This window comes from Streptomyces violaceus, from assembly GCF_036014075.1.
Taxonomy (GTDB): domain Bacteria; phylum Actinomycetota; class Actinomycetes; order Streptomycetales; family Streptomycetaceae; genus Streptomyces; species Streptomyces violaceus.
Window position 1 is genome coordinate 3,260,055 of the sequence record NZ_CP107911.1, and the last position, 22,088, is coordinate 3,282,142.

Consider the following 22,088-nt stretch of genomic DNA (forward strand, 5'->3'; position numbering starts at 1 on the left):
GCGCCGTGGGGAACTGCGGGCCCGCCGTGGCTGGTCGCGCAGTTCCCCGCGCCCCTGATGGGGCGCGTCTAGCGCCTGGTCAGATCCTTCTTGCCGCAGGCGATGCCGTCCCTGTTCCGGTCCAGGCCCAGCGGGTCGTCCTTCCCGTTGACCTTCAGGCGGCCGTAGTCGTTCGCCTTCAGCCACTCGCACCGAGCGGCCGCCGACTTCTTCACCTCCGCCGGGAAGCCGGTCGGGACGCAGACATTGGCCGACCCGTAGTGCCGGTCGCAGCCGGAGATCGTCGGGCTGACCTTCTGCGACACCCGTTTCTTGCCGGGCTTGACCACCTTGTCCTCGGGCGCGTCCGCGAAGTCGTGGACATGCGCTGACGCGTCCGTCGCCTTGAGCGCCTGCGGGCCCTGGAGGTGCACCCACTTCGCCACCGACGGCACCCCGTTGGCGTCGACCGCGAAGAGCATGTACCAGCCGGGCGGGGCCAGGTTGGGGTTGCTCGTGACGTTCAGGTCGACGTTGTCGCCGTCCACGGACAGCGGCAGGTCCACGAACCGCTGGTTCGGGTCGGAGGAGTGCGTGACGGCGGCCGGGCGGATCAGCTCGGCCTTGGCGATGGGCCGGTCGACGGTGATCCGCTGGGTGTCGCCGTAGTTCCACTCGGTGTCGATCACCGAGGTGATCGCCGGTCGCGGGCCCTTGAACAGGTAGGGCGGGCTGTAGACCGACACGTCGTGGTTCCAGGAGCCGTTGCCCGGGTTGTCGCCGGTGGTCATCACCCGGCCGTCCGGCAGCAGGAACGCCGACGAGTGGTAGCCGCGCGCCTCGGGGTCCACGGCCACCGGGTCGAAGGTCTCCGACTCGGGGTCGAAGACCGACGTCTCGTAGACCGGGTTGGCGCGGTTGTGCAGCGCCCCGCCCGTCTCCAGCACCTTGCCGTCGGGAAGGAGCACGGCGGAGACGTACATCTTGCCCTGGTCCCCGGTCTGCGGGACGGGCCCGTTGCCGAGGTCGACCGTGCCCTGCGGGATCGGCGGCCCGGCCACGTAGGACGGGTTGGGCTGCTTGAGGTCGATGATGTCGGTCAGGCGGTTCGCCTCCGGGTTGGAGTCGATGTTGCCGCCGCCGAGGGTGAGGACCTTCTGGTCCTGCGCCGGGGGCAGCAGCACGCTGGCCGACTGGTCGCGCTCGTCCTTCTTCTGGAGGCCCGGCACCTGGGTGATCGTGTTGGCGTCGTAGTCGTAGAGCGCCGAGCCCGTGCCCGGGATGTTGTTGCCGAAGACATGGCTGCCCGAGTAGAAGAGGCGGCCGTCCTGCATGAGGATCATCGACGGGTACAGGCCCCAGTAGGACCAGGTCTGGTTGACCTTCCAGGTCGGCTGCCACTTCTGCTCGGCCTGGGAGAACAGTTCGGCGGTGACCGAGCCGGTGGAGTCCTCGCGCAGTCCGCCGAAGGAGATGACGTCACCGTTGCCGAGGATCGTGGCCGACGGGTACCAGTGGCCGTCGTTCATGTCGTTGGTCCTGGAGTAGGTCTCGGTCTCCGGGTCGAAGATGTACGAGTCCTTGTAGCCCTGGTAGCCGACGCGGCCGTCCGCCGACGGGTAGCCCTTGTTGCCGCTCATCACCAGTACGCGCCCGTCCTGGAGCTGCACGTGCCCGGCGCAGAACATGTCCTTCGGCGTGGGGACGACCTTGTAGGAGCCGTCCGCCGGGTCGTAGACCGCAGAGGTGAAGGTGCCGGCCTCGAACATCGACTCGTCGTTGCCGGAGCCCGCGATGAGCAGCACCTTGCCGCCCCGCAGGACGACGGAGTGCATGGAGCGGACCGGGTTCCGCGTGGGCAGCACGTCCCACTTGCCGTCGGCGCACTGCTCGGCGGTGCCGGTGCACTCCGGCGGCAGGACCGGGTCGGGAACCTGGTCCATCGTGTAGTCGTCGGTGGTGGCGGAGCCGGTGCCGTAGACGGAGACGCCCCAGGAGATGCGGTCCGTGCCGGCCGGGACCTGGGGGGTGCGGACCGTGGCCTCGGTCCAGTCCCCGGCCAGGTCCAGCGTCTTGAGGTCGGTCCAGTACTGCCAGCCGGCCGTCGCGTCGTGCCGGAAGAGGGTGAGGGACGCGTCCGGGGTGGTCGTCTTGTACCAGAGGCCCAGGTCGTACTGCTTGCCCGGCGTCACCACCGGTGCGCACTCGGCGGACTCGGTGATCAGGGCCTTGCGATCGCCGTCGGCACGGCGGGTCAGCTCGACCTTCATGGCCTTGCCGCCGGAGTGCGCGTCGTTCGTGGTGGTGAAGGTGAAGTCGTTGTCGCCCCAGCCGGACTTCTCCCAGCAGTAGGGCATGTCGCCGGTGCCGGCGGTCTCGAAGCCGGGGTTCTTGATGAGGTTGGCTGCGGAGGCGGCCTGGGGTGCGGTCAGCAGGAGGCCGGCCGTGAGCGCGCCCACGCCGGCGAGTGCGGTTCTTCTCCGGTACTTGTTCACACGGCTCTCCTTGCGGTGCGGCCGTCGCGCACGGGCTTGTCACCGGCCCGGCGCGGCAGGTAGACCAGCGCTTCGGTCCCCGCGAAGCGCAGGACGAACGTCGTCACCAGCGCGAGCGCGGTGGCGGACAGCACGCCCAGGTGGAACTGGTGCACGAACAGGGCGATCAACGGGATGCGCAGCACCAGATCGGCGTTGGCGAGCAGCGCGAACCGCCCGGCCCGGTCCCACCAGCGGCGGTGCCGGCGCCGCTCGCGGAACAGCAGATGCTCGATGAGCAGGAAGTTCCAGGCGACGCCCAGCTGGTTGGCGAGGATCTCCGCCGGTACGTAGTGCATGCCGAACGCGGTCAGCCCCCACAGGCCGACCAGGTTCGGCAGGAAGCCGGTGAGACCGATCAGGCCGAAGCCGACCATGCGCGCGGCCGGCGTGGCGGTGCGCAGCCCGGCCAGATGGCGCAGGAAACGGAAGCCCTCCTGGGCCGTCGACTTGGACTCGCCTGCGAACCGGTCCTGGAAGACGAAGGGCACCTCGGTGACCGTGCGGGGGCGGCTGCGGACGGCGAGTTCGAGGAGGATCTTGTAGCCGAGCGGCTGGAGGACCTCCGCCGTGACGGCGCTGCGGCGGATCGCGAAGAAGCCGCTCATCGGGTCGCTGATGCCGCGCAGCCGGCGCGGGAACAGCGCCTTGGTCAGCCAGGTCGCCCCGCGCGAGACGAGCACGCGGTAGCTGCCCGCGAGACCGGCCCGGCTGCCGCCCTTGATGTACCGGGAGGCGACGACGAGCCCGGCGTTCGCCCGCTCGCCGGTGGCGACCAGGTCGGGCACGAGCGACGGCGGGTGCTGGCAGTCGCCGTCCATGACGACGATCCAGTCCGAGGTCGCCGCCTTCATGCCCTCGACGACCGCGCCGCCGAGCCCGCCCACCGGCTCGTCCCGGTGCAGGACCGTCACCGGGAAGGGGCAGTCCTGCGCCGCCTTCTGGATGACTTCGGGCGTGTCGTCGGTGGAGTCGTCCACGAAGACGACCTCGCAGGGCAGCCGGGCCGGGACGGCCTCGGTGATCTGCTGCAGCAGTTGCCGCACGTTCGCCGACTCGTTGAACGTCGGTACGACGATGGTGACGGCGCCCGGTTCGGGGATCTCGGCGGTCTCGACGACCTCTCCGGGGACGGTGGACTCCTGGCTCATCGCGCGCCTCCGGCGGACGTCTGGATCTGGCGGATCTCGATGCGGTCCTCGCCGGTGCCGAAGGTGGCGACCGGGTCCGAGTGCTCCATGGCGGCCTTGACGTTGGGCAGGTCGGCCGCGTCACGCCGTACCGTCGGCGAGGCGACGACGTAGTCCAGGTCCTTCCAGCCGCGCGGCATCGTCTTCGTCACCGCCGGGTCGAGGTCGGCCTTGTAGAACCAGATGACGCCGAGCCCCGGCCGGTAGCCCTGGTGCGCCAGGTCCAGCCAGAGGGCGTCGTCCACCAGCACCCGGGTGCGCTCCGGGTCCTCGACCTCCGTGGCCAGCCACTTCGAGGCCGCCTGGTAGCCGGCGTTGGCGTCGGTGGTGACGGCGATGCGGGCCCCGTCGTACCAGCGCGGTACGACGTAGGCGGCTGCGGCGAGGGCCAGGACCGCGGCCAGCGCGTACCGGCCCAGGCTGACGTACCGTTTCTCCGCCTCGGAGCGCCGACGGCTCAGCACGGCGTGGGCGACGGAAGCGGTTCCGCCCGCGAGGACGAGCGCGAGGAACGGCAGGGCCTGGATGACGTACATCGCGGGCAGGTAGCCGTTCGGGCGCAGGGCCAGCGCGGCGAAGACGGCGACGGCCAGGGCCGGTCCGGCCAGGGCCCGGGCGGTGACGGACCAGCGCCAGGTGACGAGGAGCAGCAGGGCGCCCGCGAGCCCGCCCAGGGGCAGGATCTTGTCGTAGTACAGCCACGACTGGAGCACGCCCCAGGAGCCGGATCCCTGGTCGAGGATGAAGCCGGAACCGGGTCTGGTCATCTGGTACTTGACGCCGTCCCAGAGGGAGACGTGCCCGGCGCCCGGCAGCAACTCGCCCTTCAGCAGGGCGAACAGGGGGTACGCGAAGCCGATCAGCACGCAGGCCGTGACGGCTCCGGTGAGGGCGAACTTGCGGGTGTCCTTGTGGCTGTGCCGCCACATGGTGAGGAACAGGGCGGGCAGGACGACGAGCATCGTCTCTTTGGTGAGGACGGCCGTGGCGGCCGCGATGCCCGCTCCGAAGTGGTGCCAGAGATGACGGCTCGGGGACGCGGCCAGGGTGAAGGCCAGCAGCGTCCACATCACCGCGATGTTGTCGAGGAAGATCTCCCGCTGGAGGACCACGGACAGCGGGGAGAGCCCGAAGAACACCATGCCGAGTCCGGCCGCCCAGCGGGGCAGCGCCAGGCGACGGCCCAGCACGAAGACGAGGACCGCGCTGATGCCGCTGATCAGCAGCATCGCGGCGCGCATGGTGCCCACCGTCATCGACTCGGGGCTGATCAGCGCGGGGATCCAGGTCAGCAGGGCGATCTGGATCCAGCCGAGCGGCGGATGGTCGTACCAGTAGGTGTAGTGGGCGAGGCCGTTGCCCTGCTGGACCGACCAGGCCTGGGCGAGGTACGTGCCCTCGTCGTCGCTGAGGGCCGGGTAGTCGGCGATGTTCCAGCCCTGCACGATGAGGATCGCGACCAGGAGCACACCGCACAGGATCAGGTCGGGCCGGGAGGAGCGGAGCCGGCTCGGCGGCTCGGGTGTGCGACGGGTCGAACCGGCGCCCGGCACAGGCTGCCGCTGCGCGGGCACCTTCGGGGTGGTCGCCGCGGGAAGGGTGGAGGTCACGCGGGAACGTCCTCTCGGGTCACGGGAACGTCCTGCCGGTCCACCGGCGTGTCCTGCCGGTTCACTGCCGTCTCGTCGAGATGGGCGCCGACATGGGTCGTCAGCTCCCAGTCGTTGCGGCCGCGCTGCTCACGCCACACGGCGCGCACGGCCGCCCCGGCGAGCAGGACCTGGTAGAAGGGGCCGCCCAGGACCAGCTTCAGGTAGTGCCCGAAGCGGACACGCAGCCCGTACTGCCTGCCGAAGTCGTGCAGTCCGACGACCTCGAAGACGAAGGTGACCAGGGCGGTGACGGCCGGCAGGAAGGTGATGAAGGCGATGCCGACGGGCACGTCCAGGAACAGCGCGATCGCCACGTTCAGCGGGATGATCAGGCCGGTGAAGGCCTGCATGAACGGCGTCATCAGGGTGTAGCGGGCGAGCAGCCGCTGCCCGAGGGTGGGCAGTTGCTTCCAGTCCTTCTTCCGGTACACCTGAAGGAACCCCTGGTTCCAGCGGGTGCGCTGCTTCAGCAGGGACATCAGCGAGCCCGGGGTCTCCTCCCGGGTCACCATGTCGGAGTCGTAGGCGACGACGACCTTCTTGCCGACGCTGGAGAGCCTGACGCCCAGGTCGCAGTCCTCGGCGAGGCAGTTCGGATCCCAGCCGCCGGCCTCCCTGAGAACGTCCGTGCGAACGAAGACGGTGTTGCCGCCGAGCGGAATGAAACCTTTCTGCGCGTGCAAGTGGAGCCGCGAGCGGAACCAGAAGAAGTACTCCAGGCAGTTGCGCAGGCTGTACCAGCTGGAGTGGAAGTTGATCAGCTGCACGCCGCCCTGGACGACGTCCGCGCCGGTGGTGCGGAAGGCGTGGTCGACGTGCGCGAGGAGCTCGGGGTGGACCTGGTCCTCCGCGTCGAAGACCCCGACGACGTCGCCGCGGCAGTGCGGCAGGGCCGTGTTCATGGCCTTCGGCTTGTTCTTCTTCTCGTGCGTGTCGACGACGACGCGGACTCGTGGGTCACGTGCCGCGGCCTTCTCGGCCACCTCGGTGGTCTCCGGGTCGTCGTGCCCGACGATCACGATGATCTCGAAGTCGGTGTGGCTCGACTCCAGCAGCCGCTGGATCGTGTGGTCCAGCACCGCCTGTTCGTGCCGGGCGGGCAGCAGCAGCGAGAAGGACACGTGCTCGTCCCCGTCCGGACTGCTGAACCGCGTGGAGGCGAGCACTTCCGGCGTACGCCAGGCGTGCATCTGCCACCACAGGGTGAAGGCCGCCATCCAGAACAGGGCCAGTGAAACGGCAGCGATGAAGACAGACGTCAGCAAACAGATCCCCCCAGATCCCAGAACCCCCAGTGGTGACGGTGGGCCTGTGTGGCCCCATCCGTCACAGCACTGTGCAGAGGTTAAGGGGGAACTGTGAAACCTGGAGGCTGTTCAGATAAAGAGCACGTTTCCGTTGATATGTGACTTCAGCCACTCAAGACCGCACGCAGGCGGTCAGGTTCGGTCGTCGGGGCGTCACACGTGAAGTTACGGCAGACGTACGCGGCCGGTTCACCGCCGACCAGCGGACGGTCCACGAGCAGCGGGAACTCGTCACTCTCCGGAGCGCCGACGGCGACGACCGCGCCCGGCGCGGTGCCCAGAAGTGCCGTGCGGTGCAAGGTCTTCGTACCCTCGTGATCGAGGGACGGCCCCACGACCGCGACCTCGCGCGGCCCGTCCAGCGCGGCCTCCGCCGCGGCGAGCCCCCAGCCGATGAAGCGGGGCACCCGCGGCCCGAGCGCCTTGACGACACCCAACGCCCGCTCGGCGGCGGTGCGATGGGGCTCCGATCCGGTGTGCGCGGCATAGCCGAGCAGGGCGTTCGCAGCCGCGGTCCAGCCGGACGGGGCGGCGTTGTCGGTCGGGTCCTGCGGGCGGCGGATGAGCTGCTCGGCGTCGGCGGCCGTGTCGTACAGGGAGCCCGACTCCGGGTCGGTGAAGCGGACCAGGACGTGGTCGAGGAGGAACCCGGCGAACTCCAGCCAGACGCCCTCACCCGTGACGGACGCGAGCGCGAGGAAGCCCTCCGCCACGTCGGCGTAGTCCTCCAGTACGCCCGCGTTGGCGCCGGCGTGGCCGTCCTTGCTGGTGCGGGTGAGCCGGGCCTGCTCGTCGAGGTGCAGTCGGACGAGGAGGTCGGCGGCGGCGACGGCGGCCTCGACGAGATCGGGCCGGTCGAAGTAGGCGCCGGTCTCGGCCAGCGCGGCGATCGCCAGCCCGTTCCAGGCGGCCACGACCTTGTCGTCCCGGCCGGGCGCGGGACGCTCGGACCTCGCCGCGAGCAGCCGCTCCCGGACGGAGGCGATCTTCCCGGCGTCGACCAGCCCTTCCTGCTGCTGAGGCAGCTGGAGGACGGAGGCACCCTCTTCGAAGGTGCCCTCCTCGGTCACACCGAAGTACTGCGCGGCGAGCTCGGCGTCCTGCTCGCCGAGGACCTCACGCAGCTGCTCGGGCGTCCACGCGTAGTACACGCCCTCGACGTGCTTGCCGGTCCCGTCGTCGCTGTCGGCGTCGAGCGCGGAAGCGAACCCGCCCTCGTTCGTCCGCAGTTCGCGCACCATGAAGTCGGCGGTCTCCAGCGCGACCCGGCGCGCGAGCTCCGAGCCGGTGGCACGCCAGAGGTGGGCGTACACCCGGCACAGCAGGGCGTTGTCGTACAGCATCTTCTCGAAGTGCGGCACGACCCATTCACGGTCGACGGAGTAGCGGGCGAAGCCGCCGCCGAGCTGGTCGTAGATGCCGCCCCGGGCCATGCGCTCGCAGGTGTCGGACGCCATCTGCAGGGCACCTTCGGCGCCGGTCCGCGCGTGATGCCGCAGCAGGAACTCCAGCACCATGGACGGCGGGAACTTCGGCGCCCCGCCGAATCCGCCGCGCTGCGGGTCGTACTCCCGGGTGAGCCCGAGCAGCGCCTGCGCGAGCTCCTCCTCACCGGGAGTCTGCGCATCCCCGTAGGAGATCTCCCGGGCCGCCAGATCCCGGACGATCTTCCCGGCGACCTCGGTCACCTCGTCCCGCCGCTCGTCCCACGCCTGGTGCACGCCCTGGAGCACCTGCCGGAAGGAGGGCATGCCCTGGCGGGGGGCGGGCGGGAAGTAGGTACCGAAGTAGAAGGGCTCGGCGTCCGGAGTGAGAAAGACGGTCATGGGCCAGCCGCCCTGCCCGGTCGCCGCCTGCACGGCCTCCATGTAGACGGCGTCCACGTCGGGGCGCTCTTCGCGGTCGACCTTGACGCTCACGTAGTGCGCGTTGACGTACTCGGCGGTCTGCTGGTCCTCGAAGGACTCGTGAGCCATGACGTGACACCAGTGACAACTGCTGTAGCCGACGCTGAGCAGCACGGGCACGTTCCGCTTGCGGGCCTCCTCGAAGGCCTCCGCCGACCAGGGCCACCAGTCGACGGGGTTGTCGGCGTGCTGAAGGAGATAGGGGGACGTCTCGTGCGCCAGTCGGTTCGGCATGGTGTCCATCCTGCCGCAGTACCCCGCCGGTCACGCGTCAGGCGCCGCCCGGGCGACGCTCCCGCCGCACGCCCGCCGGGCACGCGGCGCGCCGCCGGCCCCGTGTCTTCACACAATCATGCGAGGCACGCCCTCTCGCAACGATGCGCCGTCCGCAGCACACTTGACCAAGGAAACGATCGAGAACACGACCGAGGCGACAGAAGAGAACGTTGTTGCCGCCGGAGGGGGACGTGACATGCGGGACAGTCATCGGGCGGAGGCCGAGGGGCTGTTGGCGCGGGCCGTGGAGGAGGAGGTGCGGCGGACCGGCGGGCGCAGCGACGGGAAAGTGCTGCTCGCGCGGGCGCGCGGGGGGCTCGACGGGATGGCGCGGAGCGCGGCCGAGGAGTACGAGGCCTACACGCGTGCCCTGGACGAGGCGGCGGCCGGACAGCTCACCTTCGGACAGCGGTACGCCCGTGAGGGCGCGGGGACGCCGCTGCTGGTGGCCGGGGTCGCGGCGGTCGCGGCCGTCGTCGCCGACATGGCCCTCGGCACGGACACCGGGACCGCGCTGGGCGCGGGCGTGACCGTCGGGGTCGTGGGCGCCGCGGCGACGGTCGTGAAGGTGGTCGGCTCGCATCTGCCGGCCGCGAGCCGACGCGCCGGGGCCGTGAGCCAGCCGGGCGGTCCTGAACAGCTGCGGCTGCAGTGGCTGACGGCACTGGAGGTGCGGGGCATCCGGCCGTTCCTTGACCAGCAGCGGGTGCTCGCCGCCTCCACCGGGCCGAAGCAGACGGGGCCGCGGCTGCGGGGCACGGACAAGAGCGCGGCGGCGCGCGGGCGTAATGTGCTGGAGCAGTCCTTCGCGCAGCTTCCGGATCCGGCGGAGCCGTTCGCGGGGCGGCGGCCGGAGCTGGCGCAGATCCGGCAGTGGGTGCAGGCGGCCCGCGCGAGCACGGAGACCCGGCCGACGGTGGTCGTCCTGCACGGCGCGCCCGGCAGTGGCCGTACGACGCTCGCGGTGCGGGCCACGCACGATCTGCGGGACTACTTCCGCGGCGCCTGCGTAGTCGATCTGCGTGCCGAGGGCCCGGGCGGGTCCCCGCTGTCCACCCGCGACGCCCTGCTGCACCTGCTCAACCGGCTCGGGGCGCCCCGTGAGCAACTGCTGTTCCGTGAGCGCTCCTCCCCCGACCAGCAGGTCAAGCGGCTGAGCGAGCTGTACCACCAGCATCTGACCGGTCTGCCGGTCACGATCGTCCTGGACGACGCCTCGGACGCCGAGCAGGTCCGCGCCCTGGTGCCGGAGCGGTCCGACAGTCTGGTGCTGGTGACCGCGCGGGGCCCGCTGGAGCCGGCCGAGCTGCCCGCTCGGGTGCATCAGCTGGCGGTGGAGCCGCTGGACGCGGCGGGTGCGGAGGAACTGCTGGGCGCGGCGGCGCAGGACCGTTCCGGACCGTACGACGCGGAGTCCGCCGACCGGGTCCGGGAGCTGTGCGGCGGGCTGCCGCTCGCGCTGCGCATCGTGGGGTCGTGCCTCGGCCCGCGCTCCCCGCGCGCGCTGGCCACGGACCTCGGCGCGTACGGCCCGGTCGAGCCGGTCGAGCGCGCCCTGTGGCTGCGCTACACCGACCAGTCGGACACCGTACGGCGGCTGCTGCGCCGGCTGGCCCTGGCCGGCCGGGCCTCGCTCGGGGCCGCCGCGGCCGCCGCGCTGCTGGCCACCGACGAGGCGGAGGCGAAGCGCCATCTGCAGGCCCTGACCCGCGCGGGCCTGATCGACCACGTCCGGGGCGACCGCTACCGGCTGCACGACCTGGTCCGCGCCTTCGCCCAGGCCCGGCTCCTCGACGAGGAGGAGCCCGCCGAGCGTACGGCCGCGCAGGAGCGGCTGATCGTGAACTACGCCGAGCTGGCCGACTCGGTGCTGCGCATGGTCGACGGCAACATGTCGACCCGCACGAACCGCTTCAGCCCGTACGGCTTCACCTCCCTCGACGAGGCGCTGCGCTGGCTGGACGACGAGTCGAGCTTCATCACGGCGGCGCTGCGGCACGCCGAGGGCGTGGACCAGGCGGCGGTGCTGAACCTCCTGGGCGCCCTGTGCGACTACTGCCTGCTGCGCGGCGACCTCTACAGGCTGGGCGAGATCAGCGAGCTGGCGCAGGCGGTGGACGAGGGGCTGCTGGTCCGCTCGGTGCAGTGGCGCACCGGCATCGCGGCGCGGCAGCTCGGCGAACTCGACAAGGCCCGCACCACTCTCGCCTCGGTCGTCGACCTCTACCGGGAGGCCCACCACGACGCGGGTGCCGCCCGTGCCCTGTGCTCCCTCGGCATCACCCTGCACCACCAGGGCAATCTGACGGAGGCGTCGGCGAAGCTCCGCGAGGCCCTGGCCCTGCAGTCCTCCCCCGAGCTGGCGACGGACCGGGCGTGGACGATGCACGCCCTGGCGGCGGTGGAGCGGGACCGCGCCCGGGTGGCGGAGGCCTTGGAGCTGCTGGAAGAGTCCCTGGTCCTGCACCGCGCCGGCGAGTCCGTGCACGGCCAGGCGTGGGCCCACTTCCAGCTCGGCCAGCTGGGTCTGCGCATGGGCGACGTCCCGCGCGCCGAGTCGGAGCTGCGCGCGGCCCTCGAGCTGTACGGCCGTACCCGCGACGCCCGCGGCGAGGCCTGGGCCCTGACCCAGCTGGCCCGGGCCCTGCTGGTCGCCGGCGACGCGTCCCCGGCCGTGGAGGAACTGCGCGGCGCGGCCGCCCGGCACCGCGACAACGAGGACGCGCGGGGCGAGGCCTGGACCCTCTACTACCTGGGCCAGGCCCTGGAGGAGACGGGCAACCTGGACCAGGCGGTCCGCGAACTCGAACGCTCCCGCACGATGTTCTCCCGTATGCGCGACGTCTACGGCCTGGCCTGCGCCCGCCACCACTCGGCTCGGGTGACCCGCGACCAGCGCGCGGCCCAGACGGGTTCCTTGAGGAACTCGGGCTTCGCCCGCCAGCTCCTCGTCGACGCCCGCGCCGACTTCCAGCGCATCGGCCTCGCCCACGGCGAGGCGTGGACCTGCCTGGAACTGGCGGTCGTGGACGCGGGCAACGCCCGCACCCAGCAGGCGCTCGCCCTGTGCGAGGAGGCGACCGGCCTCTTCACGTCGTACGGCGACCGCCGGGGCGAGGACTGGGCCCGCTTCCTGCGCTGCACCCTCCTGCCGTACGCGGCCCCGGGCGGCGCGGAGGTCGGCACGGCCGTGGCCCAGGAGGAACTGGCCCAGCTGTCCCGCGCGGGCCATCCGCTGCGGGACGAGAAGCTCGACGAGTACGCCGACGCCTGGGCGCTGATGCTGGAACGGGGAGTGAGCCTGGAGGCCGGGTGGCAGGCCTGGGGGCTCGGGATGACACCCAGCCGGCATGCGCGGGAGGTGATGGGGGTGACCGTGGAGTCGAAGGCTTAGGAGACACCGCGGAGATCCATCAGAAGCCCCCGGGGCACACGGGGCACCCGTCGGCGGCGGACGGCCACCGACGGGTCTCGCCCCCGGGAAGGGGCGTCAGCCTTGCTTCTTGCCCTGGCCAGAGGCCTCCGCGTCCGCGGGCTCCGCCTCCGCCTGCTCGGCCTCGGGGTCCGGGACCTGGGTGAAGTCGACCCGGTTCATGTGCCGGCTCATGGACTTCATCAGGGCCCACACCGCCAGGGCCATCGCCGCGAAGACGATGAAGCCGAGGACGCCGGGGGTGACCTTGTCCTCGTCGACCTCCTTGGCGAAGGAGACGAGGTGCGTCATTGCCAGGCTTGCGCTTGCGCTCATGTCAGGCATTGTCGCGGACGCCCGCGAAGAGGTCGTCCTCGGGGAGGGAGGTATCGGCGAGGGACTTCGCCAGCTCGTACTCCTCCGTCGGCCAGACCTCCTTCTGGATGTCCATCGGCACCCGGAACCAGCCCCCGTCCGGGTCGATCTGCGTGGCGTGCGCGATCAGCGCCTTGTCGCGGATCTCGAAGAAGTCGGCGCACGGGACGTGCGTGGTGAGCGTGCGCTGCTTCATGCCGAATTCTTCCCAGCGCTTGAGCCAGTCCCCGTAGGGCGACTCCATGCCCCGGTCCAGCAGCGCCTGGTGCAGCGCCTCGGTGCGGGGGCGGTTGAAGCCCTGGTTGTAGTACATCTTCAGCGGCTGGTACGCCGGGCCGTACTCGTCCTCCGGGTACTTCTCGGTGTCCGCCGCCCCCTCGAACGCGACCATCGAGATCTTGTGGGTCATGATGTGGTCGGGGTGCGGATAGCCGCCGTTCTCGTCGTAGGTGGTGATCACCTGGGGGCGGAAGGCGCGGATCTTGCGCACCAGCTCACCGGCCGCGTGGTCGACGTCCTCCAGGGCGAAGCAGCCCTCCGGCAGCGGCGGCAGCGGGTCGCCCTCGGGCAGCCCCGAGTCGACGAAGCCGAGCCACTCCTGCTTGACCCCGAGGATCTCCCGGGCCTCGTCCATCTCCTTCTTGCGTACCTCGTGGATGTGCTCCTCGATGTACTTGTCGCCCTGAAGCTTGGGATTGAGGATGGAGCCGCGTTCCCCGCCCGTGCAGGTCACGACCAGCACGTCCACCCCCTCGGACACGTACTTCGCCATGGTCGCCGCGCCCTTGCTCGACTCGTCGTCGGGGTGCGCGTGAACGGCCATCAGTCGCAACTGGTCAGTCAAGACTCAATCCTCAGTAAGTCGGCGCCCTCGGTGCGTCGGCGCAATCAGCGGCTTCTATAGTGACCGAACCGGGGGGCGAATAATTCCGGGACCGGGCCACGGGGCCTCTTCCGGGCCCTTCGCCCCGGCCCTGTCTGGAGGACGATCATGAGTACGGCGAGCACGCGACTGCCCGAGGGCCGTTACGGCCGTACCTCGGACGCGCGCGCCGACCGCAAGCTCAAGATCATCGGGGCCGTCCTCGCGGTGGCGCTGCTGGGCCTGGTCGGCTGGTTCGGCTACCACTACGTCGTCCAGAACGAGATCAGCGCCGAAGTGATCACCTTCGAGCCCGGCAAGGAATCCGTGAAGGTGCATCTGGAGGTCCGCAAGGACGCCGGTGCCACCGGCTACTGCACCGTGCGCTCACAGGCCGAGGACGGTTCCGTGGTGGGCCGGGCCGAAGTGCGCTTCGACGGGGACGCCACCGTCATCGACAAGGTCTTCACGCTGCGCACGACCTCGCCCGGGACGACGGCCGAGCTGCAGGGCTGCCAGGCCGACTGAGGCCGCACGGACGTCACCTGCAATACGTAGTGCCTGACCTGCGTTGACGTGAATCTGGTGGCTTATGTCCTCCCCCTTCTGCTCCTGAATTGTTAGGCTCGTGGTTTCGCCCATCCGTGAAGGAACATTCTTCTGGGTAGGGCGATGCTTTGTATTCCCAGTACCTACGAGGAGCACCTGTGACCCAGACCAGCGAGAACGTCACCTGGCTGACCCAGGAGGCGTACAACAAGCTCAAGGCTGAGCTTGCGCACCTTACTGGTCCCGCGCGGGCGGAGATCTCCGCGAAGATCGCCGCCGCGCGCGAGGAGGGCGACCTGCGTGAGAACGGCGGGTACCACGCGGCCAAGGAGGAACAGGGCAAGCAGGAACTCCGTGTGCGCCAGCTCACTCAGCTCCTCGAGAGCGCGAAGGTCGGCGAGGCGCCCGCGGCGGACGGTGCGGTGGCGCCCGGCATGGTCGTCACGATCGCGTTCGACGGCGACGAGGACGACACGCTGACGTTCCTGCTCGCCTCACGCGAGTACGCGAGCTCCGACATCGAGACCTACTCGCCGCAGTCCCCGCTGGGCAGCGGCGTGATCGGCCACAAGGTCGGCGAGGACGCCGAGTACGAGCTGCCGAACGGCAAGAAGGCCTCGGTGAAGATCATCAAGGCCGATCCGTACGACGGCTGAACCAGCCGAGCCTTGACCTGCCCCCGGCGTCGCTGCGGCGCCGGGGGCATTGTCATGCCGTGTCACGCCGTCGCGGAGCGGTACTTGCGCACCGCCAGCGTCCGGAAGACGACCAGGATCAGGACCGAGTAGATCAGCGAGGCCCAGACGGGGTGCTGCATGGGCCAGGCGTCCGACGGCGACTGGCCCGGGTTGGCGAACAGCACCCGGCAGGCCTGGACCGTGGCGCTGAAGGGGTTCCACTCGGCGATGTGGCGCAGCCATGGGGTCATGTGGCTGGTGTCCACGAACGCGTTCGAGATGAACGTGACCGGGAAGAGCCAGATGAGCCCGCTGGACGTGGCCGCCTCGGGGGTTCTGACGGACATGCCGATCAGGGCGCCGATCCAGGTGAACGCGTAACCGAGCAGGAGAAGCAGGCCGAAGGCGCCGAGCACCTTGCCGGCGTTCGTGCTGCCGTCCGACCCGACGCGCCAGCCCACCAGGAGGGCGACCACCGCGAGCACCACCAGGGTCAGGGCCGTCTGCACCGAGTCGGCGAGGGTGCGCCCGGTGAGCACCGCACCCCGTGCCATGGGCAGGGAGCGGAAGCGGTCGATGAGGCCCTTGTGCATGTCGTCGGCGATGCCCGCGCCGGAGCTGGCCGTGGCGAACGTGACGGTCTGCGCGAAGATGCCGGCCATCAGGAAGTTCTTGTAGTCGACGGCGCTGGTACTGCTGCCGATCTGCATGGAACCGCCGAAGACATAAGTGAACAGCACCACGAACATGATGGGCTGAATCAGCCCATAGATGATCATCTCGGGAATACGGGACATTCTGATCAGATTGCGTTTCGCAACGACCATCGAGTCCCGGATCGACTGGCTGACCGGGTTCGCGGCCGGCGCGACCCGCACGGTGTCGGTGACGGCGCTCACTTGGCGGCCTCCTTGTCGATCTCTTCGTCGCTCGCCTCGTCCTTGACCTCGGCCACGTGCCCCGTCAGGGACAGGAAGACGTCGTCGAGGGTCGGCCGGCGCAGGCCGATGTCGTCGATCTCGATGCCGCGGGTGTCCAGTTCGCGGATGACCTCGGCGAGGAGCTTGGCGCCTCCGGTGACGGGCGCGGTCAGCTTGCGCATGTGCTCCTCGACCGTGGTCTCGCCCTTGCCGAAGCCGGCGAGGACCTCGGCGGCGGCCTGGATGTGCTCGCGCTCGTGCACCACGACCTCGACGCGCTCGCCGCCGGTGCGGGCCTTGAGCTGGTCGGAGGTGCCCTGGGCGATGACCCGGCCCTGGTCGACCACCGCGATGTCGTGCGCCAGGTGGTCGGCCTCTTCCAGGTACTGGGTGGTCAGCAGCAGCGTCGTACCACCGGAGACCAGTTGCTTGATGACCTCCCACAACTGCTGGCGGTTGCGGGGGTCGAGGCCGGTCGTCGGCTCGTCCATGAACATCACGGGCGGCGAGACGACCAGGGCCGCCGCGAGGTCGAGCCGGCGGCGCATACCTCCGGAGTAAGTCTTGGTGGGCCGGTCGGCGGCGTCCGTGAGGTGGAACTGCTCCAGCAGCTCGCCCGCGCGCTCCTTCGCCGCCTTCGCCCTCATCTGGTAGAGCTGGCCGACCATCTGGAGGTTCTCACGGCCGGTCAGGTATTCGTCGACGGCCGCGAACTGGCCGGACAGGCCGATCGAGCGGCGGACGGCGTCGGGCTGCTTGAGCACGTCGATGCCCGCGACGACCGCCCTTCCGCTGTCGGGTCGCAGCAGGGTGGTCAGGCAGCGGACGGTGGTCGTCTTGCCCGCGCCGTTCGGCCCGAGCAGGCCGAGGACCGTGCCCTCGGGCACGTCGAGGTCGACGCCGTCCAAGGCCTTGACGTCACCGAAGGTCTTGACGAGACCTTCGGCATAGATGGCGCCTGGCATATGAGTCTCCACGTCTTCGGGGATCACCGGACAGGTAGCTGATGCTTCGCACGAACACACCATAACGCGATGTATCGCGTCTCACAACAGGTTTTTTCGGTGTCGCCTTCCGTGAGAAAAAGGGATCTTGGACGGCCCCGGCGCCGGCTCAGTTCATGACCGTGTAGCCCGCCTCGCGGAGCGCTTGGCCGACCTCGGCGCAGTGCGCCGGGCCCTTCGTCTCCAGGTGCAGCTCGACCTCCGCCTCCGTGAGCCCGAGCCGTGGGTTGGTTCGTACATGGCTCACATCGAGGACGTTAGCGTCCACCACTGACAACACGCCCAGAAGTGTGGCGAGAGCGCCGGGACGGTCCGTCAGCCGCAGCCGGACTGCCAGGTGGCGGCCCTGCGCGGCCATGCCGTGCCGCAGCACCCGCTCCATCAGCACCGGGTCGACGTTGCCGCCCGACAGCACCGCGACGACCGGCCCCTCGAACGCGCCGGGCTCGCTCAGCAGCGCCGCGACCGGGCTCGCCCCGGCCGGCTCCACGACCAGCTTGGCCCGCTCCAGGCACAGCAGCAGCGCGGCGGACAGCTCGTCCTCGCTGACCGTGCGCACCTCGTCGACCAGCTCGCCGACGATCCCGAACGGCACGTCGCCTGGCCGCCCGACCTTGATGCCGTCGGCCATCGTCGCCGGGTTCTCGACCGTCACGGGCCGCTTGGCCGCCAAAGAGGGCGGGTAGGCCGCCGCGCCCTCCGCCTGGACACCCACGATCCTGAGATCCGGCCGCAGGGCCTTCACCGCCACCGCGATCCCGGCGGCGAGACCGCCCCCGCCGATACCGACGACGATCGTGCGCGCCTCGGGGCACTGCTCGAGGATCTCCAGGCCCACCGTGCCCTGGCCCGCGATGATGTCGGGGTGGTCGAAGGGGTGGATGAACACCGCGCCCGTCTCGGCCGCGTACTCCTGCGCGGCGGCCAGCGTCTCGTCGACCACCTGGCCGTGCAGCCGCACCTCGGCCCCGTAGTCCCGGGTGGCGCTGACCTTGGGCAGCGGGGCGCCCTTCGGCATGAACACCGTGGAGCGCACACCGAGCAGGGAAGACGCCAGGGCGACGCCCTGCGCGTGGTTTCCGGCGCTCGCGGCGACGACACCGGCGGCGCGTTCCTCGGGCAGCAGACCGGCGATCCGAACGTACGCGCCGCGCAGCTTGAACGAACCGGTCCGCTGGAGGTTCTCGCACTTGAGATGCACCGGCGCGCCGACCATCTGGGACAGGTGCCTGCTGCCTTCCATCGCGGTCACCCGCGCCACACCCGAGAGCATCTTCTGTGCTCCGCGCACATCGTCGAGGGTGACGGGTCGCAAGGAGTCAGCCGTGCTGTAGCTCATGACACCAGCATCGCAGTTCACAGCCGGGAACGACGGTTGTGACCAACCTCCGAGACCCGCTTTGCGAAGCGCCGGTACGACCCGCCCCCCGGCCGCGTACCCTGTCCCCCAATCAGCCAGCCCTCCACGAAGTGAGCCCCCGGCCATGCCCACAACACCTGAAATGTCGATGGACATGACGACCGTCGGTGACACCGGTCTTCTCGACACGCTGCAGCACGAGGTGGCACTGTTCGCCCGCCGTGCCGAACAGACCCGGCTCGGCGGAGTCGGACAGGTGCGCAACTCCATGGACCGCGCCGCGTACCTGCTGCTCAACCGTCTCGACAAGGAAGGCCCGATGGGCGTCAAGGCGCTCGCCGCGAGCATGGGGATCGACTCCTCGACGGTCACCCGGCAGGTGGCTCCGCTGGTCGACACCGGCCTGGTCAAGCGCACCTCACACCCCGAGGACGGACGCGCGGTGGTGCTCCAGCTGTCACCGCGCGGGCAGGCCCGGCTGGAGGAAGTGCGCTCGTCCAGGCGGCAGTTGATGGCCGAACTGACCGAGGACTGGGAGCCGGACGAGCGCGAGGCGTTCTGCTCGCTCCTGACGCGCTTCAACAGCGCGCTGTCCGCCCGGATGGCGGTGCCGGGGGTACCGGAGCCGGAGGCGCAGTCGCCGTCCTGAGCGCCGGCCGTGCGCGGCTCTTGACCTCGGGGCCGAACCTGGCCTGATATGAGACCGGGTCCTGTCGTGCGCGGCCGTCGCGTCCGTACGCGGCCGGGCCCGCATCCTCAGGGTCGCCGGCGGGCGGGAGGCGCGATGCGACAACGGCATGCGTCCCGGGCGCCCCGTCGGGACCGGGAGTTCGAGGCGTTCGTCGCGGGCGCGGCGGGGCGGCTGCTGCACGCCGCCACCCTGCTCACCGCGGAGGCCCCGGACGACAATCCCCGCGCCCGGCGTCTGCTGACCCTGTCCTTGGCGCACACGTACGCGTGCTGGGACCGGCTGCGCGGCGAGGACCCGTACGACCGCACCCGCCAGTACCTCGCCACCCGCTTCGCGCGCGGCACCTGGCACCACTGCGGCGGCCTCGGCCGCGCCCGCCCGCACCCGGCCGGCCCGCTGGCGCCGCTCACCCCGCAGGAACGCCTGATCCTGGTCCTCAGGCTGTACGAAGGCGTCGCCGAGGAGCAGACGGCCGCCCTGCTCGGCCTGTCCGTAGAGCGCGTACGGGCCATCTGCCACCGGGCGACGTCGACTCTGCTGCACCGGCCGCGGGAACAGGCACCGGCGGTGACGCCCGCGAAGGCGGTTCCGTCATGAGCCCTTCCGGCGACCGGAGACCGTCATGAGCGGGAACCACCGCGAGGCCACCGTACGGCGGTTCATGGAGCAGGCGCCGCGGCCCGTGCCGCCCGAGATCCACACGGAGGCGGTGCGCCGGGGCCGCCGCATGCTGCGGCGCAGAACGCTGGCCCGCCAGCTGCTGTGGCTGCTGCTGCTCGCGGCGGCCGTGGCGTTCACGGTGTGGGCGCTGACGGCCCGCCCCTGGGTGGAGCCGCCGTCGCACACGACTCCACCCCTCACCGGCTGGTGACCCCTGAAGGGCCAGGGCCGTTTTAGCCGAGCGCCTGCTGAAGGTCTTCCAGCAGGTCGTCGGCGTTCTCGATGCCGACGGACAGACGCACCAGGTCGGCCGGGACCTCGAGGGCCGAGCCGGCCGCGGAGGCGTGCGTCATGCGGCCGGGGTGCTCGATGAGCGACTCGACGCCGCCCAGGGACTCGCCCAGTGTGAACACCTTGGCGCGGTTGCAGACCTCGACGGCCGCCTCCTCGCCGCCCTCGACACGGAACGAGACCATGCCGCCGAACGACTTCATCTGCTTGGCGGCGACCTCGTGGCCGGGGTGCTCCGGCAGGCCCGGGTACAGCACGCTCGTCACGCGCGCGTGCCGGGTGAGCATATCGGCGACCTTGACGGCGTTCTCGCTGTGCCGGTCCATGCGGACCGAGAGCGTCTTGGTGCCGCGCAGCACCAGCCAGGCGTCGAAGGGCCCGGCGACCGCGCCCATCGCGTTCTGGTGGAAGGTCAGTTCCTCACCCAGGTCGGCGTCGCTGGTGATCAGCGCGCCGCCGACGACGTCCGAGTGGCCGCCCATGTACTTGGTCAGCGAGTGCACGACGACGTCCGCGCCCAGCGCCAGCGGCTGCTGGAGGTAGGGCGTGGCGAAGGTGTTGTCGACGACGAGGCGGGCGCCCGCGTCCCGGGCGATCTGAGCGACGGCGGCGATGTCGGTGATGCCGAGCAGCGGGTTGGAGGGGGTCTCCACCCACACCACCTTGGTCTTCGGGGTGAGGGCGGCCCGCACGGCCGCCGGGTCGCTGGTGTCGGCGACCGACCACTCCACGCCCCAGCGGGCGACGACCTTGGCGAACAGCCGGAACGTGCCGCCGTAGGCGTCGTTGGGGATGACCACGTGGTCGCCGGGGCTGAGCAGCGTACGCAGCAGGCAGTCCTCGGCCGCCAGCCCGGACGCGAACGCGAGACCGCGGCGGCCGCCCTCCAGGGCGGCGAGGTTCTCCTCCAGCGCGGTCCTGGTGGGGTTGGCGCTGCGGCTGTACTCGTAGCCGCCGCGCAGACCGCCGACGCCGTCCTGCTTGTAGGTCGAGACCTGGTAGATCGGCGGGACGACCGCGCCCGTCAGGGGGTCGGCCGTGTTGCCCGCGTGGATCGCGAGCGTCTCGAAGTGCTGACTGATGTGCCTGTCGCTCATGAGGACCGAGGGTAGTGCGCCGAGGCGAAGAGTGCCGGAGTACGAGGCGACGCGGGCCCGGCGCCGGGTTTTCCACAGAGCCACGGGGACTGCTCCGTCGGGTTTTCCACAGGTTCGGGGAGCAGGTTGGCCAATTGTCGGCGCGGTCTGGTTCGCTTGTCGCATGGAGATTCTCTGGGTCCTGATCGCGCTGGTCATGCTGGGCTTCGTGCTGCTCCCCTTCCTGCGGCGCAGGCGCGGGGGTGCGATCGGACTGGTCTCGCCCGACCACCCGGACGCCGCGGACCCGGCGAACTACGGCTTCGTCCGCGAGGAGGAGCTCGACATCCGCATGCCCGGCCCCGACCAGGACCTGCTGGACGTCCTGGACGTGGTGCAGCGCTCGCAGGACTACCGCGCGGCGCAGCAGCTCCTCGCGGGCACGGAGACGGAGGGCGAGCGGCGCTGGCAGCGGGTGCAGGCCTTCGCGGGTGCCGCCTCGCTGGAGCTCGCGCAGCGGCCCGGCGGGGTCGGCGAGGCGCCGGGCGGGCAGTGGCTGCGGGTGTGGCGGGCCGAGGCGCCCAAGGACGCGGGCGGCGCGGCGGTGCACGCCGAGTTCCTGGTGCAGCAGGCGTGGCGGACGGCGACGCCGGGGACGGACGAGTTCCGGATCATCATGGAGGAGGCCAGGTCGGCGTGCGGCGACGCGGCGCTGCTCTCCCCCGGCGATCCGATCCCGTACATCGTCGAGCTGTCGGTGGCCCGCGGGCTCGGCTACTCGCAGAAGGACTTCGAGCAGGTCTGGCTGAAGATCCTGGACCGCGACCCGGCGCACATGGGAGCGCATCTGGCCGCGCTGCACTACTGGTGCGAGAAGTGGCACGGCTCGCGTGAGCTGGCCTACTCGTTCGCCGAGGCCGCGGCGGCCCGCGCGCCCCAGGGCTCGCTGCTCGCGGCGATGCCCCTCTTCGCGGTGTTCGAGCACCTCCCCGAGGTGACCCTGGTCAGCGGCTTCTGGCAGACCGAGGTCGTCACGAAGGCGATGCACGGCGCGCTGCACGCGGTGCACTCGGCCCGTCCCGACGACCCGATGCTGGCGCACGCGCGGCACCTGCTGGTCTTCTTCCTGGTCCGCGGCGAGCGCTGGGCGGAGGCCATGAGCCAGCTGATACACATCGACGGCCACGTCGGCGCCCTGCCCTGGACCCTGTCCGAGGACCCGGCGGCGGAGTTCGCGGTGTACCGGGCGCTGGCGGTGGCGGGCTACGAGGCGAACGGCGGCAGCCCGGCGAGCCTGCCGCACTGAGCACGGGCTGCGGCCGGAATTCCCCCCGGCCGCCGCACGTTGTAAGGAGCGTCGCCCCGG

Annotated in this window: 18 protein-coding genes; 7 read left to right on the top strand and 11 right to left on the bottom strand. The window is 70.8% G+C overall.

What is annotated here, in order from left to right; translation table 11 throughout:
• Positions 1–68 precede the first annotated feature (68 nt).
• The 5 genes from OG542_RS14465 to OG542_RS14485 form a co-directional block, all read right to left on the bottom strand.
• The gene (locus tag OG542_RS14465) at positions 69–2,474 is read right to left on the bottom strand and encodes a galactose oxidase-like domain-containing protein (RefSeq protein WP_328411208.1); all 2,406 of its coding nucleotides are present in this window, start codon (positions 2,472–2,474) and stop codon (positions 69–71) included.
• Entirely contained in the window at positions 2,471–3,664 is a 1,194-nt protein-coding gene (locus tag OG542_RS14470; RefSeq protein WP_328411210.1) for a glycosyltransferase family 2 protein, read from the bottom strand. Before OG542_RS14470 ends, OG542_RS14465 begins: the two co-directional genes overlap by 4 nt.
• Complete coding sequence (locus OG542_RS14475; RefSeq protein ID WP_328411212.1) at positions 3,661–5,313, bottom strand: ArnT family glycosyltransferase; 1,653 nt, start codon at positions 5,311–5,313, stop codon at positions 3,661–3,663. Before OG542_RS14475 ends, OG542_RS14470 begins: the two co-directional genes overlap by 4 nt.
• On the bottom strand, positions 5,310–6,620 hold the full coding sequence (locus OG542_RS14480) for a glycosyltransferase (protein ID WP_311127480.1): 1,311 nt from the start codon (positions 6,618–6,620) through the stop codon (positions 5,310–5,312). The genes OG542_RS14475 and OG542_RS14480 overlap by 4 nt, the downstream gene beginning before the upstream one ends.
• A gap of 146 nt (positions 6,621–6,766) precedes the next feature.
• A complete protein-coding gene (locus OG542_RS14485; RefSeq protein WP_328411216.1) occupies positions 6,767–8,803 on the bottom strand; it encodes a thioredoxin domain-containing protein in 2,037 nt (678 codons plus the stop codon).
• A gap of 238 nt (positions 8,804–9,041) precedes the next feature.
• Here OG542_RS14485 and OG542_RS14490 point away from each other — a divergent pair, with 238 nt between their 5' ends.
• A complete protein-coding gene (locus OG542_RS14490; protein ID WP_328411218.1) occupies positions 9,042–12,239 on the top strand; it encodes a tetratricopeptide repeat protein in 3,198 nt (1,065 codons plus the stop codon).
• Between the two features lie 96 nt (positions 12,240–12,335).
• Here OG542_RS14490 and OG542_RS14495 read toward each other — a convergent pair whose 3' ends face one another.
• Both OG542_RS14495 and mca read right to left on the bottom strand, forming a co-directional pair.
• Positions 12,336–12,602 (bottom strand): hypothetical protein, encoded by a 267-nt coding sequence (locus OG542_RS14495; RefSeq protein WP_193481732.1) that lies wholly within the window; start codon positions 12,600–12,602, stop codon positions 12,336–12,338.
• Complete coding sequence (mca, locus tag OG542_RS14500) at positions 12,595–13,476, bottom strand: mycothiol conjugate amidase Mca (RefSeq protein WP_311127477.1); 882 nt, start codon at positions 13,474–13,476, stop codon at positions 12,595–12,597. The genes OG542_RS14495 and mca overlap by 8 nt, the downstream gene beginning before the upstream one ends.
• A 147-nt stretch (positions 13,477–13,623) precedes the next feature.
• Between mca and OG542_RS14505 the strand changes: the two genes are divergently transcribed.
• Together OG542_RS14505 and greA are read left to right on the top strand one after the other, a co-directional pair.
• Positions 13,624–14,022 carry a DUF4307 domain-containing protein gene (locus OG542_RS14505; protein WP_193481730.1) on the top strand — a complete coding sequence of 133 codons (399 nt, stop codon included), beginning with the start codon at positions 13,624–13,626 and terminating at the stop codon, positions 14,020–14,022.
• 179 nt (positions 14,023–14,201) lie between these two features.
• Positions 14,202–14,699: a transcription elongation factor GreA gene (gene greA / locus OG542_RS14510; RefSeq protein WP_184591048.1), complete on the top strand. Its 498-nt coding sequence runs from the start codon at positions 14,202–14,204 to the stop codon at positions 14,697–14,699.
• Between the two features lie 62 nt (positions 14,700–14,761).
• On the opposite strand, the gene OG542_RS14515 is transcribed toward greA, so the two are convergent.
• From OG542_RS14515 to ilvA, 3 genes are all read right to left on the bottom strand, one after another.
• Positions 14,762–15,619, bottom strand: a complete 858-nt coding sequence (locus OG542_RS14515; protein WP_184591050.1) for an ABC transporter permease — start codon at positions 15,617–15,619, stop codon at positions 14,762–14,764.
• A complete protein-coding gene (locus OG542_RS14520) occupies positions 15,616–16,605 on the bottom strand; it encodes an ATP-binding cassette domain-containing protein (protein ID WP_311127476.1) in 990 nt (329 codons plus the stop codon). Before OG542_RS14520 ends, OG542_RS14515 begins: the two co-directional genes overlap by 4 nt.
• Positions 16,606–16,753: 148 nt before the next feature.
• Positions 16,754–17,983, bottom strand: coding sequence for a threonine ammonia-lyase (gene ilvA, locus OG542_RS14525; RefSeq protein ID WP_184591054.1), 1,230 nt, complete (start codon positions 17,981–17,983; stop codon positions 16,754–16,756).
• A gap of 163 nt (positions 17,984–18,146) precedes the next feature.
• Between ilvA and OG542_RS14530 the strand changes: the two genes are divergently transcribed.
• The 3 genes from OG542_RS14530 to OG542_RS14540 all read left to right on the top strand — a co-directional run bounded on the left by OG542_RS14530 (position 18,147) and on the right by OG542_RS14540 (position 19,566).
• A complete protein-coding gene (locus OG542_RS14530; protein ID WP_311130383.1) occupies positions 18,147–18,653 on the top strand; it encodes a MarR family winged helix-turn-helix transcriptional regulator in 507 nt (168 codons plus the stop codon).
• A 135-nt stretch (positions 18,654–18,788) separates the two neighbouring features.
• Complete coding sequence (locus OG542_RS14535) at positions 18,789–19,292, top strand: sigma factor-like helix-turn-helix DNA-binding protein (protein ID WP_328411223.1); 504 nt, start codon at positions 18,789–18,791, stop codon at positions 19,290–19,292.
• A 25-nt stretch (positions 19,293–19,317) separates the two neighbouring features.
• Positions 19,318–19,566: a hypothetical protein gene (locus tag OG542_RS14540; protein WP_328411225.1), complete on the top strand. Its 249-nt coding sequence runs from the start codon at positions 19,318–19,320 to the stop codon at positions 19,564–19,566.
• A 22-nt stretch (positions 19,567–19,588) separates the two neighbouring features.
• Here the strand turns inward: OG542_RS14540 and OG542_RS14545 are convergent, their stop codons facing one another.
• Positions 19,589–20,743 carry a cystathionine gamma-synthase gene (locus OG542_RS14545; protein ID WP_311127474.1) on the bottom strand — a complete coding sequence of 385 codons (1,155 nt, stop codon included), beginning with the start codon at positions 20,741–20,743 and terminating at the stop codon, positions 19,589–19,591.
• A 163-nt stretch (positions 20,744–20,906) separates the two neighbouring features.
• Between OG542_RS14545 and OG542_RS14550 the strand changes: the two genes are divergently transcribed.
• A complete protein-coding gene (locus OG542_RS14550; protein WP_311127473.1) occupies positions 20,907–22,028 on the top strand; it encodes a hypothetical protein in 1,122 nt (373 codons plus the stop codon).
• Positions 22,029–22,088: the final 60 nt, after the last annotated feature.